General features: G+C 73.7%; 7 protein-coding genes. 2 read left to right on the top strand and 5 right to left on the bottom strand.

The window, feature by feature from the left end; translation table 11 throughout:
• Window positions 1–2: 2 nt before the first annotated feature.
• Complete coding sequence (gene dxs / locus ATJ97_RS01830; protein WP_098482286.1) at window positions 3–1,916, bottom strand: 1-deoxy-D-xylulose-5-phosphate synthase; 1,914 nt, start codon at window positions 1,914–1,916, stop codon at window positions 3–5.
• A 107-nt stretch (window positions 1,917–2,023) separates the two neighbouring features.
• Here dxs and ATJ97_RS01825 point away from each other — a divergent pair, with 107 nt between their 5' ends.
• Together ATJ97_RS01825 and ATJ97_RS01820 are read left to right on the top strand one after the other, a co-directional pair.
• Window positions 2,024–4,171: an alpha/beta hydrolase family protein gene (locus tag ATJ97_RS01825; protein ID WP_098482285.1), complete on the top strand. Its 2,148-nt coding sequence runs from the start codon at window positions 2,024–2,026 to the stop codon at window positions 4,169–4,171.
• A gap of 19 nt (window positions 4,172–4,190) precedes the next feature.
• Window positions 4,191–5,417, top strand: a complete 1,227-nt coding sequence (locus ATJ97_RS01820; RefSeq protein ID WP_098482284.1) for an FAD-dependent monooxygenase — start codon at window positions 4,191–4,193, stop codon at window positions 5,415–5,417.
• A 15-nt stretch (window positions 5,418–5,432) separates the two neighbouring features.
• On the opposite strand, the gene ATJ97_RS01815 is transcribed toward ATJ97_RS01820, so the two are convergent.
• The 4 genes from ATJ97_RS01815 to ATJ97_RS01800 all read right to left on the bottom strand — a co-directional run bounded on the left by ATJ97_RS01815 (window position 5,433) and on the right by ATJ97_RS01800 (window position 13,298).
• Complete coding sequence (locus tag ATJ97_RS01815; protein ID WP_098482283.1) at window positions 5,433–6,728, bottom strand: serpin family protein; 1,296 nt, start codon at window positions 6,726–6,728, stop codon at window positions 5,433–5,435.
• Window positions 6,729–6,964: 236 nt separating this feature from the next.
• Complete coding sequence (locus tag ATJ97_RS01810) at window positions 6,965–9,772, bottom strand: aconitate hydratase (protein ID WP_098482282.1); 2,808 nt, start codon at window positions 9,770–9,772, stop codon at window positions 6,965–6,967.
• A gap of 236 nt (window positions 9,773–10,008) precedes the next feature.
• Window positions 10,009–11,322 (bottom strand): class I SAM-dependent RNA methyltransferase, encoded by a 1,314-nt coding sequence (locus ATJ97_RS01805; protein WP_098482281.1) that lies wholly within the window; start codon window positions 11,320–11,322, stop codon window positions 10,009–10,011.
• A complete protein-coding gene (locus ATJ97_RS01800) occupies window positions 11,319–13,298 on the bottom strand; it encodes an APC family permease (RefSeq protein WP_425432718.1) in 1,980 nt (659 codons plus the stop codon). Before ATJ97_RS01800 ends, ATJ97_RS01805 begins: the two co-directional genes overlap by 4 nt.
• Between the last annotated feature and the right edge of the window lie 32 nt (window positions 13,299–13,330).

Below are 13,330 nucleotides of genomic sequence, written 5' to 3'. Positions count from 1 at the left end.
GGTCAGCCCGCCGGCCGGTCGACGGGGCGGACCTCGGCCGCACCGGTGAGGGCGGCAACCGCGGACGCGGCCTCGCGGGCGATGTCCTGGCCCCGCAGGTGGTGCTCCTCGACGAGCTGCGCGCGGGAGGCGTGCTCGAGGAACGCGTGCGGGATGCCGTGGCTGCGCACCGGGACGTCGGTGCCTGCTGCCGCGAGCGCGTCGCGCACGGCCGACCCGACGCCGTTGGTGACCAGACCGTCCTCCACGGTCACCACGAGGTCGTGCTGGCGGGCGAGGGACAGCAGGTCCGTGGGGACCGGCAGCACCCAGCGCGGGTCGACGACGGTCGAGCCGATGCCCTGTGCGTCCAGGGCTGCCCCGACCTCCACAGCGGTGTGCGCCATGACGCCGACGCCGACCACCAGCACCCGCGGGACGCCGCCGTGGCGGGCGAGCACGTCGACCGTGCCCTGCCGGCCGACCGCGGGCAGCGACTGCGGCAACGCCCCCTTGGGGTAGCGCAGCACCGTGGGAGCGTCGTCGACGGCGACCGCCTCCCGCAGCTCAGCTCGCAGGGTGTCCTCGTCGCGCGGCGCGGCCAGGCGCAGGCCGGGGACCGTGCGCAGCAAGGCCATGTCCCACATTCCGTTGTGGGAGGCGCCGTCGTCCCCGGTCAGACCGGCGCGGTCGAGCACGAAGGTCACGCCCGCCCGGTGCAGCGCGACGTCCATGAGGACCTGGTCGAAGCCGCGGTTGAGGAACGTCGCGTACAGCGCCACCACGGGGTGGAGCCCCGCGTACGCCATGCCGGCCGCCGAGGTGACGGCGTGCTGCTCGGCGATCCCGACGTCGAACACGCGGTCCGGGAACTCCTCCGCGAAGGGGGCGAGGCCGACCGGCGCGAGCATCGCCGCGGTGAGGGCCACGACGTCGCTGCGCCGTCGTCCGATCTCGACGATCTCCTCCGCGAAGACGGAGGTCCAGCCGAACCGGGAGGGTGCGACGGGCAGTCCGGTCTCGGGGTGGATGACGCCGACGGCGTGGAACCTGTCGGCCACGTCCGTCTCGGCGGGTGTGTACCCGCGCCCCTTCTCCGTGATGGCGTGGACGATCACCGGACCGCCGAACGCCTTCGCCCGTGCGAGCGCGGTCTCCATCGCGGCCACGTCGTGACCGTCGACCGGGCCGATGTACTTGATGCCGAGCCCCTCGAAGAGGCCCTGCGGGGCGATGACGTCCTTGATCCCCTTCTTCATCCCGTGCAGGGCGTCGAACGCGACCTTGCCGGGGGTCCCCGAACGCTGGAGGGTGCGCTTGCCCCAGTCCAGCACCTTCTCGTAGCTCCTGGTGGTGCGCAGCGCATCGAGGTGGTGCGCGAGGCCGCCGATCGTCGGGGCGTAGGAGCGCCCGTTGTCGTTGACCACGATCACGAGCGAGCGGTCCTGGCCCTCGGCGATGTTGTTCAGGGCCTCCCAGGCCATCCCGCCGGTCAGGGCACCGTCGCCGATGACCGCGACGACGGACCGGTGGTGCAGGCCGCGCAGCTGGTTGGCCTTGGAGATGCCGTCCGCCCAGCTCAGCGCCGTCGAGGCGTGGGAGTTCTCGACCACGTCGTGGTCCGACTCCGCCCGGGAGGGGTAGCCGGACACGCCGCCGCGCTGACGCAGCTCGGAGAAGTCCTGCCGCCCCGTGAGGAGCTTGTGGACGTACGCCTGGTGCCCGGTGTCGAAGACGATGTGCTCCGCCGGGGAGTCGAAGACACGGTGGACGGCGAGCGTCAGCTCGACCACGCCGAGGTTCGGCCCGAGGTGGCCGCCGGTCCGTGAGACGGAGGCGACGAGGAAGTCGCGGATCTCCTTGGCGAGCACCTCCAGCTCGGGGGTGCTCAGCGTGCGCAGGTCGGCGGGTCGCCGGATGCGCTCCAGGTAGCTCATGGTGCTCCTTCCTCGTGGCGGGCCGGGGCACGCGCCAGCCCACCACTGTAGAACCGTAGGCGCCCCGTGGCGACGTGGCCCGCCGGGCGCCCACTAGGGTGACGCCCATGATCGACAACGACGCCGCGCGCCAGGAGGCCCCGTACGGCACCTGGGAGTCACCGGTGGCCGCCCGCACCCTCACGGAGCGGGCCGTGGGCCTGAGCCTGCCGCAGGTCGACGGGGCGGACGTGTACTGGCTCGAGGACCGGCCCGAGGAGGCCGGACGCGCCGTCCTGGTGCGGCGCCGCGCCGACGGCACGGTCGCCGACGTCGTGACCACCATGCCCGGCGGCGAGCCCGTCGACGTGCGGTCCCGCGTGCACGAGTACGGCGGCGCTGCCTACGCCGTGCGGAACGGCGTGATCGTCCTCTCGCACGCCACCGACGGGCGCCTGTACCGCGTCGGCGTCGGTGGCGGGCGCGGCAACCACGCCTCCGCCTCCCCGGCGCCCGTGGCGGTCCCGCTGACGCCGCCCGGCCCGTGGCGGTTCGCCGACCCGGTGATCGACCTCGTGCGGGAGGTCGTGTACGCGGTGCGGGAGGACCACGGCCCGGTGGCGAGCGGCCAGGAGCCGGTCAACGAGCTTGTCCGCATCCCCCTGGACGGTTCCGCCTCGGGCGGCACAGCCGGCGAGCGCGCGGTCGGCGGCATCGGCTCCGGCAACGTTCCCGACGGCGAACACGGCGAAGGCGGCCACGACACCGGCTCCGACGGTGGGCAGGACAGCGCCGTGACGGTGGTCGCCGCCGGCACGGACTTCGTCGTCTCCCCCACGCTCAGCCCCGACGGCGCCCGTCTGGCCTGGGTCTCGTGGGACCACCCGCACATGCCCTGGACCAGCTCGTCGCTGCACGTGGCCGAGCTCACGCCGGAGGGCCTGCCCACCACGGACGAGGTCGTCGCCGGCGGCGACGGCGTCAGCGTCGCCCAGCCGCTGTGGACCCAGACCGGGGACCTGGTCCACGTCGACGACCGCACCGGCTGGTGGAACCTCTACCGCACCGAGGGCCTGCGCCCCGGGCAGGAACGGCGCACCAGGGCGCTGCACCCGGCGGAGATGGAGTTCACAGGCCCGCAGTGGCGGTTCGGGCCGCGCACGGTCGCGGTGCTCGACGACGAACACCTGGTGTGCGCCTGGACGCGCGAGGGCCGGTGGCACCTCGGCGCCGTGCGGCTCGCCAACGGCGAGCTCGAGGAGTGGTCCGGCGGCTGGGAGCCCCAGGAGGTGGCCGCCGCCGAGGGGCGTGTCGTCGTCGTGGCCGCCTCCGCGGTTCGACCGACCGCCGTGCTGGAGGTGCGCAGCGGGGCGTCGCACCCGGGCGCCGACGTCACCGTCCTGCGCCGCAGCAGCGAGATCACGCTGGACGGCGGCGACATCTCGGTCGCCGAGGGGATCTCCTGGCCGACTCCGGACGGCGCGCAGGCGCACGGATTCTTCTACCCGCCCGCGTCCACCCGCTTCCGCGGCCCGGACGGCGAGCGACCGCCGCTGCTGGTGCTCAGCCACGGCGGCCCCACCTCCGCCACCCGCGCCGTGTTCTCGCTCGCGGTGCAGTTCTGGACCACACGCGGTTTCGCGGTGCTCGACGTCAACTACGGCGGCTCCACCGGATACGGTCGCGCGTACCGGGAGCGGCTGGACGGCGCCTGGGGCGTCGTCGACGTCGCCGACTGCGCCAGCGGGGCCGAGCACCTCGCCGCGACGGGGCTGGTCGACCGGGCGCGCCTGGGCATCCGGGGCGGCAGTGCCGGCGGGTTCACCACCCTCGCGGCCCTGACCTTCACCGACACCTTCACCGCCGGCGCCAGCCGGTACGGGATCGGGGACCTGGAGGCGCTGGCGCGCGACACGCACAAGTTCGAGTCTCGCTACCCCGTCGGGCTCGTCGGGCCGTACCCGGAGGCGCAGCAGACGTACCGCGACCGCTCTCCCGTCCACCACACCGACCGGCTCTCGGCGCCGATCGTGCTGCTCCAGGGCACCGAGGACAAGGTCGTGCCGCCGAACCAGGCCGAGCTGATGGCCGACGCCGTCCGCGCCAAGGGGCTGCCGGTCGCCGTCGTGATGTTCGAGGGCGAGGGGCACGGCTTCCGCCGCGCGGAGAACATCGAGGCCGCCGCCCTGGCGGAGCTGAGCTTCTTCGGGCAGGTGTGGGGCTTCGAGCCCGCCGGCGACGTGCCCCGCCTGCCGGTGGAGAACGCCGCGGTCTGACCCGCGGGAGGTCGCCGTCATGCGTCACGCGGTGGTGGTTGGCGGCGGCGTCGGAGGGCTCGCCGCCGCTCTCGCGCTGGGCCGGGCGGGCTGGCGGGTGACCGTTCTCGAACGTGCTCCGGCGTTCGCCGAGATCGGCGCGGGCATCACCCTGCCGGCGAACGCCAGGCGGGCGCTGCACGCGCTCGGTCTCGCCGACGTCGTCGGATCCGGCGCCCCGCCGCAGGAGGAGGGCGGTGTCCGGGACCCCTCCGGACGGTGGCTCGTCCGTCTCGGCGGGGCCCGGGCGGCCGGCGCGGGGGCCGAGGCCGCCCGCGCAGAGCCCGGGACCACCGGCACGCGGTCCGGGGCCGACGCGGAGGCGGTCGTCGTCGGCATCCACCGGCAGCACCTTCATCGGCTCCTGCTCGACGCGGTGCCGCCGGACGCGCTCGTCAGCGGCGCGCGCGTGGTGTCGGTGAGGGCCGCGGGAGCTGGGCGAGCGTCGGTGACGTTCGTCCGGGGTGGCACAGAGCGCACGGCGACGGCGGACCTCGTCGTGGGTGCGGACGGCATCCGCTCGCGCGTGCGGAGCGAGCTCTGGCCGGAGCACCCGGGCCCGCGCTACTCGGGCGTCACCGCCTGGCGTTCGGTGACCCGCGGGACGGAGACGGTCCAGGCCGGGGTCACCAGCACGTGGGGCCCGGGCACCGAGTTCGGCATCGTGCCCCTCCTGGACGGGCGGGTGTATTGGTTCGCCGCCGCCCCGGCCCCCGAGGGCGAGCGCTCCGCGGACGAGCTGGGCGACCTCAGGCGCCGGTTCCGCCACTGGCACGCCCCGATCCCGGCACTCCTCGCCTCCGGCCAACCCGAGGACGTGCTGCGCCACGACCTCTACGAGCTGGGCAGACCGCTCCGGAGCTTCGTGCGCGGTCCGGTCGCCCTCCTCGGGGACGCGGCGCACGCGATGACGCCGCACCTGGGCCAGGGCGCGGCGCAGGCGCTCGAGGACGCGGTGGTGCTCGGCCGGGCCTGCGCCCCCGACCGGCCGGTCGAGGTCTCGCTGGCCGTCTACGACCGGACGCGCCGCCCGAGGGCCCAGGCCGTGGCGACGGCGTCGCGGTGGGCCGGCCGGGTCGGGCACGAGCTCCGGCTCGCGCCGGCGGTCGCCCTGCGGAACGCGGTGATGCGCCGGCTGCCTGCGGCGTTGGCGCTGCGCCCGCTCACGCGCTTCACGCGCTGGGACCCGGACCCCCTCTCGTCCTGAGCCCGGGCCCGGTCGTCATCCGCGCGGGTCCGCCACCACGCCCATGAACAGCGGCCAGCCCGTCTCCACGTGGACGATGCGCAGCGCGAACGGCCGGTCGACGGTCATCACGACGGGGTGGCTCGGGTCCGGCGCGTAGCCGGCCTCCGCGCCGATCTCGGTGGTCGCCGCCGCCACGGTGCCCTCCTCGTCCACGGTGAGGGTCGTCTGGTGGCCGACGGCGCCGACGAAAAGGTCGGGTGCGATGCCCGTCAGGTCGGCCCCCGGGTAGCTGAACAGGAGGCCGAGGCCGAGCTCGGTCAGCGGCGGCACGAGGTCGGCCGAGGTCTCGACGTCGACCTTGGGGAGCTGCAGCTGGACGTCCGTCGCGGCGGGCCCCCCGAGCGACTCGTCGAGCGCCCGCCACACCTCCGCGCCCGGCGCCGTCTGCCGGCCGGGCGCCGGCAGGAGCACGTCCATGGCGAAGCCCTCGGAGTACGGCAGACGCACCGCCTGACCGCCGGCGACCTCCGCGTAGGCGGCGAGAACCTGCTGGCTCATGGCCTCGACCTGTACCTCCCCGCCCGAGGCGAGGGTGAACGGCCGCTCGCTGGTCAGCTCGGCGCCGAACGGGTCCTGCCAGCGTGCCGCGAGCAGCACGGCGTTCTGCAGCACGAGGACGAGGTCGGGGGAGGGCTGGATCGACGAGGACTCGATCCGCCCGCCCGTGTGCTCACGGACCCAGGCGTCGAGCGCCCGTCCCCCGGAGGAGTCCGACAGCTCGGCCATCCGGACGCCGGCTCCGTACCCGCGTGCGAGGCTGTCGAGGAAGGCGGCCTCGACCTCCCGCCCCTCGTCGACGACGACGCCGTTCGCGAGGTGGAGGAGCGGGCGTTCCGGGAGGTTGTCGTCGTCGACGTCCCCGGGGTCCCCGTCGTACTCGAGCACCGCGGACTGCAGGGCGTTGTAGGCGTCGGTGCGCTCCTCGCCCGCCACGCCGAGCGCCCCGTCGAGCACGGCGGCGCTCTCGCCGCGCGCCCCCTCCGCCAGCATGGCGAGCGCCACCGCCACCGAGGCGGGAGAGATCACCCGGTTCTCCCCCGGCTCGCCGGCCATGACCAGCGCGGCGCCGAGCGCCGTGGTGGCGTCGACGGCGTCGGGCACCCCGACGGAGTCCTGGACGGTGACGGCCTCGTGCTCGACGTCGGAGCGCAGCTCGACGCCGGCGTCGGCGCCCGCGCACGCGCTCACGACGACCCCCGTCCCGAGCACGACCGCCAACGCCCGGGGGCGCGCAGTGCCGGTGAGCGGTCGACCACGGTGTCGCGCCATGTGGTGACCCTACGGCTCGCCTGCGCGGGGAGCGCCTCCGCGCACGTCACGATCTTGTCTCGGGGTGGGCCCGGACCGACTGGGGGCCCGATCGTGGGACGGGCAGGCTCAGCACCTTGAGACGGGCGGGCTCACCACCGTGAGACGGGCGGGCTCACCACCGTGAGACGGGCAGGCCCCGTCCCGTTGCGGGACGGGGCCTGCCCGGCGGTGCTACGCCGTCGGCACCTGGAGGATCAGGCAGCCTTCACGAGGGACCGCAGCACGTACTGCAGGATGCCGCCGTTGCGGAAGTAGTCCGCCTCGCCGGGCGTGTCGATGCGCACGACCGCGTCGAACTCGACCTTCTCGCCGTTCTCCTTGGTGGCGACGACCTTGACCGTCTTCGGGGTGGTGCCCTCGTTGAGCGCGGTCACGCCCGAGATGTCGAAGATCTCGGTGCCGTCCAGTCCGAGGGACTCCGCGTTCTGCCCGGCCGGGAACTGCAGCGGCAGGACGCCCATGCCGATGAGGTTCGAGCGGTGGATGCGCTCGAAGCTCTCGGTGATGACAGCCTTGACCCCCAGCAGCGCGGTGCCCTTGGCGGCCCAGTCGCGGGAGGAGCCGGAGCCGTACTCCTTGCCGCCGAGGATGACCAGCGGGACACCGGCCTCCTGGTAGGCCATGGAGGCGTCGAAGATCGTGTCCTGCTCACCGGTCAGGAAGTTCTTCGTGAACCCGCCCTCGACGCCGTCGAGGAGCTGGTTGCGCAGGCGGATGTTGGCGAAGGTGCCCCGGATCATGACCTCGTGGTTCCCGCGGCGCGAGCCGTAGGAGTTGAAGTCCTTCCGGGCCACCCCGTGCTCGGCGAGGTACTTGCCGGCGGGGCTGTCGGGCTTGATCGAGCCGGCCGGGGAGATGTGGTCCGTGGTGACCGAGTCGCCCAGCTTGGCCAGCACGCGGGCGCCCGAGATGTCCTCGACGGGCTCCGGCTCGGCGCTCATGCCCTCGAAGTACGGGGGCTTGCGCACGTAGGTGGAGTCGTCCTGCCAGTCGAACGTGTCGCCGGCCGGGGTCTCGAGGGACTGCCAGCGCTCGTCGCCGGCGAAGACGTCGGCGTAGTCCTCGGTGAACATGTCGCGGTCGATCGAGCGCGCGATGGTCTGCTCGACCTCGGCGGCCGAGGGCCAGATGTCCTTGAGGAAGACGTCCTGGCCGTCCTTGTCCTGGCCGAGCGGCTCGTTCTCGAAGTCGAAGTCCATCGTGCCGGCGAGGCCGTACGCGATGACCAGCGGCGGGGACGCGAGGTAGTTCATCTTCACGTCCGGGTTGATGCGGCCCTCGAAGTTGCGGTTGCCGGAGAGCACCGAGGCGACGGCCAGGTCGTTGTCGTTGACGACCTTGGAGACCTCCTCCGGCAGGGGGCCGGAGTTGCCGATGCAGGTGGTGCAGCCGTAGCCGACCAGGTGGTAGCCGAGCTCCTCGAGGTACGGCCACAGGCCGGCCTTGTCGTAGTAGCCGGTGACGACCTTCGAGCCGGGCGCCATGGAGGTCTTGACCCACGGCTTGACCTGCAGCCCCTTCTCGACGGCGTTCTTCGCCAGGAGGCCGGCGGCCATCATCACCGACGGGTTGGAGGTGTTGGTGCAGGAGGTGATCGAGGAGATCACGACGGCGCCGTGGTCCAGCTCGGTCTGCGTGCCGTCCTCCATCGTCAGCGACACCCGCCTGGAGGCGCGCCCCGTGGCGTGCTCGTGCGGCGCGGGCGCGGTGCCGTCGTGGTCGCCGTTGGTGCCGGACGCGATCGGGTCGGAGGCGGGGAAGGTCTCCTCGATCGACTCGTCGAGGCTCGACTCGACGATCTGCTCGTGCTCGCCGACGTAGTTGGGCAGGACGTCCGCGAAGGCACCCTTGGCGTCGGACAGCGCGATACGGTCCTGGGGACGCTTCGGGCCGGCGATGGAGGGCACCACGGTGGACAGGTCCAGCTCGAGGTACTCGGAGAAGACCGGCTCCTTCGAGGGGTCGTGCCAGAGGCCCTGCTCCTTGGCGTAGGCCTCGACGAGCGCGACCTGCTCGTCGGAGCGGCCGGTGAGCCTGAGGTAGTCGACGGTGACCTGGTCGATCGGGAAGATCGCCGCGGTGGAGCCGAACTCCGGGCTCATGTTGCCGATCGTCGCGCGGTTGGCCAGCGGCACCTCGGCCACGCCGTCGCCGTAGAACTCGACGAACTTGCCGACCACCCCGTGCCTGCGCAGCATCTCGGTGATGGTGAGCACCACGTCGGTGGCGGTGGCGCCGGACGGGATGGAGCCCGAGAGCTTGAAGCCCACGACCCGCGGGATGAGCATGGAGACGGGCTGGCCGAGCATCGCGGCCTCCGCCTCGATGCCGCCGACGCCCCAGCCCAGCACGCCCAGGCCGTTGACCATGGTGGTGTGCGAGTCGGTGCCGACGCAGGTGTCGGGGTAGGCGCGGGTGACGCCGTCGGCGTCGCGGGTCATGACGCCGCGGGCCAGGTACTCGATGTTGACCTGGTGGACGATGCCGGTGCCGGGCGGGACGACCTTGAAGTCGTCGAACGCCGTCTGGCCCCAGCGCAGGAACTGGTAGCGCTCCCGGTTGCGGCCGTACTCGATCTCGACGTTGCGCTCGAACGCGTCCGCGCGCCCGAAGACGTCGATGACGACGGAGTGGTCGATGACGAGCTCGGCCGGGGCGAGCGGGTTGATGCGGGCCGGGTCGCCGCCGAGCTCGGCGACGGCCTCGCGCATGGTGGCGAGGTCGACCACGCAGGGCACGCCGGTGAAGTCCTGCATGACCACCCGGGCCGGGGTGAACTGGATCTCGGTGCTCGGCTCCGCGGCGGCGTCCCACTCGGCGAGGGCACGGACGTGGTCGGCGGTGACGTTCTTGCCGTCCTCGGTGCGCAGCAGGTTCTCCGCGAGGATCTTCAGGCTGTACGGGAGGCGCTCCAGCCCCTCGACCGCCGAGAGCCGGAAGATCTCGTAGCTCTTCCCGCCGACGTCGAGCGTTCCCCTGGACTTGAAGCTGTCGGTACTCACATGTGCTCCTCGGCTCGTGCTGGCGTGCGCGGCGGGTGACGCGGGGCCACCGGGGCCGTCCACGGGACATGGTCCCACGGCGTCCGCGCCACGGATATCTCGATATCAAGATAGTTGGTCGCGGGCGCGTGTGTCCACCGACACGCGGCTGACAAGGAGGCCGATCTGTGGCGTCCGGCACGCCCCTGGGGCGCCTCGGGGCGACCGCTCGCCCCGCGTCGCCCCGAGCGGGAGGCTCAGGCCCGCTCGAGCGTGGCGACGACCTCGAAGTGGTGCGTGTGCGGGAACAGGTCCAGACCGGTCAGCGCCGTGACGACGTAGCCGGCCTCCCGGGCGGCGGCGAGGTCACGGGCGAGGGCCGCCGGGTCGCAGGCGACGTGCACGATCCGGCCCGGAGCGAGGCCGGTGATCGCGCGCATCACCTTCGTCCCCGCGCCGGCCCGCGGCGGGTCGAGGACGACGACGTCGCAGCCCTGGCCGCCCTCGCTCACCGTCGCGGGCGTCACCAGACCGGTGCCGAGCGCGACGTTGGGGTGGTCGTGGAGGTTGCGGCGGGCGTCCTTGACCGCGGTGGCCGAGCCCTCGAGCGTGACGACCCGTCCCTCCTCCCCCACCGCGCGTGCCAGCGGCAGCGAGAGCAGCCCCGCACCGGAGTACAGCTCCAGGACGGCCTGCCCGGGCTGGACGCGGGCCGCGTCGAGCACGGCGCGCACGAGCGCCTCGGGGGCGCCGCGGTGCACCTGCCAGAACCCGGCGCCGGCGACGCGGTAGTGCAGCTCGCCCACCGGGGAGGGCACGACCTCGCGCACCGACCGGCGAGCCGGCCCCTTGCCGCGGCGGCGTGCGGGCGTGGCGGGTTCGCCGTCGACCAGGACGAGCGGGTCGCCCTCGCTCGGGGCGACCGCCTCGACACGCGCCCCCGGGCGCCAGGTGCGCCGCCAGGGCGAGTCCGCCCCCAGGAGCCCGAGCTCGCCGATCGCCGGGTCGGCGAGCGGCAGGGAGCTCAGGGGCAGGACGTCGTGGCTGCGGAAGCGGTGCATCCCCGCGAGACCGTCGGGGGTGACGGTGAGCTCCACCCGGGTGCGGGTGCCGAGGCCGCCCCGCGCGTCGTCGCCGGGCAGCGCCTCGACGCGGGGGCCGGCGGGGCCGGTCACGGCGGCGACGTCGTCGGCCACCTCCTGGCCGCCGATGCGCCGGAGCGTCTCGGCGAGCACCTGGCTCTTCCACTCCCGCTGGGCGGGCAGCGCGACGTGGGCGAGCTCGCCGCCGCCCACCCCGCCCGGGCCGGCCTCGGGCCACACCGACGGGACGCGGTCGGGCGAGGGGTCGAGCACCTCCACGGCGTCGGCGCGCCAGAAGCGCGAGCGACGGTCGGTGACGGCGATCCGCACCCGCTCCCCGGGCAGGGTATGGCGCACGAAGACGACCCGGCCGTCGAGCCGGGCGACGCAGTGCCCGCCGTGCGCGGGGCCGCCGACCTCGACGACCGGCCGCTCCTCCTCCGCCGTCCGCGTCTCGGGGGCGGGGAGCTGGTCGGGCTGGTTCGTCATGCGGGTTCTCCGGTTCGGGTCTCGAGGCGGTCGACGACGTCGACCTGGAAGGGCACGGACGCCATGACGACGCCCGGCGTGAAGAGCAGCCGGCTCTTGAGGCGGAGCGCGCTCTGGTTGTGCAGGAGCTGCTCCCACCAGTGTCCGACGACGTACTCGGGGACGAAGACGACGACCAGGTCGCGCGGGGACGCCCGCCGGACCGAGCGCACGTGCTCGACCACCGGCCGGGTGACCTCCCGGAACGGGGAGTCCAGCACGGTGAGCGGCACCGGGATCTCGGCCTCCTCCCACGCCCGCCGCAGCGCCTCCGTCTCCTCGGGCGAGACGTTGACGGTCAGCGCCTCGAGGGTGGACGGCCGGGTGGCGCGGGCGTAGGCGATGGCCCGCATCGCCGGCTGGTGCAGCTTCGAGACGAGCACGATGCCGTGCACCCGCGCGGGGAGGGCCTTGGCGGCGCGGACGTCGGGGACCGCGAGCTTGGCGGCCACCGTGTCGTAGTGGCGGCGCACCCCGTTCATGACCACGTACAGCACCGCCATGAGGAGCAGGGCGATCCAGGCCCCGTGCGTGAACTTCGTGATCAGGACGATCACGAGCACGGTCCCGGTCATCGCCAGCCCGAAGCCGTTGACCACCCGTGAGCGGCGCATGGCCCGGCGCGTCCGAGGGTCCGTCTCGACCCGCAGGTGCCGCGTCCAGTGCCGCACCATGCCGGTCTGGCTGACGGTGAAGGAGATGAACACCCCGACGATGTAGAGCTGGATGAGGCGGGTGACCTCGGCGTCGAAGAGGGCGATGAGCAGCCCGGCGGCGACGGCGAGCGCGAGGATGCCGTTGGAGAAGACGAGGCGGTCGCCGCGGGTGTGCAGCTGACGAGGCAGGAAGCCGTCCCGGCCCAGGATCGACCCGAGCACAGGGAACCCGTTGAACGCGGTGTTCGCGGCGAGCACGAGGATCAGCACGGTGACGGCGGTGACGATGACGAACAGCCCGGGCACGCCCCCGAACACGGTGGCCGCGAGCTGGCTGATGACGGGGTCCTGGAGGTAGCCGTCCCCCACAGGCACGCCGTCCCGCAGCAGCTGGGTGGCCGGGTCCTGGACGAAGTGGACGTCCGCCGCCCGCGCCAGGAGCAGGATGGAGATCAGCATGGTGGCGCCGATGAACCCCAGCAGCAGCAGGGTGGTGGCGGCGTTCTTCGACCGGGGTTTCTGGAAGGCCGGCACCCCGTTGCTGATGGCCTCCACGCCCGTGAGGGCGGCCGCGCCGGAGGAGAAGGCGCGCAGCACGAGGAAGACCCCGGCCAGCCCCACCAGTCCCTGCTCGTAGGCGGGGTCCGGGACGACCTCCAGGGACGACGACGCGGCCGGCTCGAGCGTGCCGGTGGCGTGCTGGGCCAGGCCGACGACGGCGAGCACGCCGATCGAGGCGAGGAAGAGGAAGCCGGGGACGGCGATCGCACGGCCGGACTCACGCACGCCGCGCAGGTTGAGCAGCGCGAGGACGGAGACCAGGGCGATGGCGACGCCGGTGCGGTGGTCCGCCGCGGAGGGCAGGGCGGCCGCGAGGTACTGCACCGCCGAGGAGATGGAGACGGCCACCGTGAGGACGTAGTCGACGAGGAGCGCGCTGGCGACGGTGAGGCCGGCCCGGTGGCCGAGGTTGGTGGTCGCCACCTCGTAGTCACCGCCCCCGCTCGGGTAGGCGTGGACCGTCTGGCGGTAGGAGGAGACGACCGTCAGCATGACGACGACGACCGCGAGCCCCACCCAGGGAGAGAGGGTGAGCGCGGCCAGGCCGGCGAGGGAGAGGGTCAGGAGGATCTCGTCCGGCGCGTACGCCACGGAGGACCAGGCGTCGGCGGAGAAGACCGGCAGTGCGTACCGTTTGGGCAGTTTTGCCGCATGCAGACGGTCACTGCGCATCGGGCGCCCGACGAGCACCCGCTTGAACGCCCCTCCGAGACCTGGCACGAGGCCCCATGGTAGGCCCGCGCGGCGGTAGC

The sequence above is a fragment of the Georgenia soli genome, assembly GCF_002563695.1.
GTDB classification, from domain to species: Bacteria; Actinomycetota; Actinomycetes; order Actinomycetales; family Actinomycetaceae; genus Georgenia; species Georgenia soli.
Note: the sequence above shows the minus strand (reverse complement) of the source record. Positions and strands in the feature narration are given on the sequence as shown.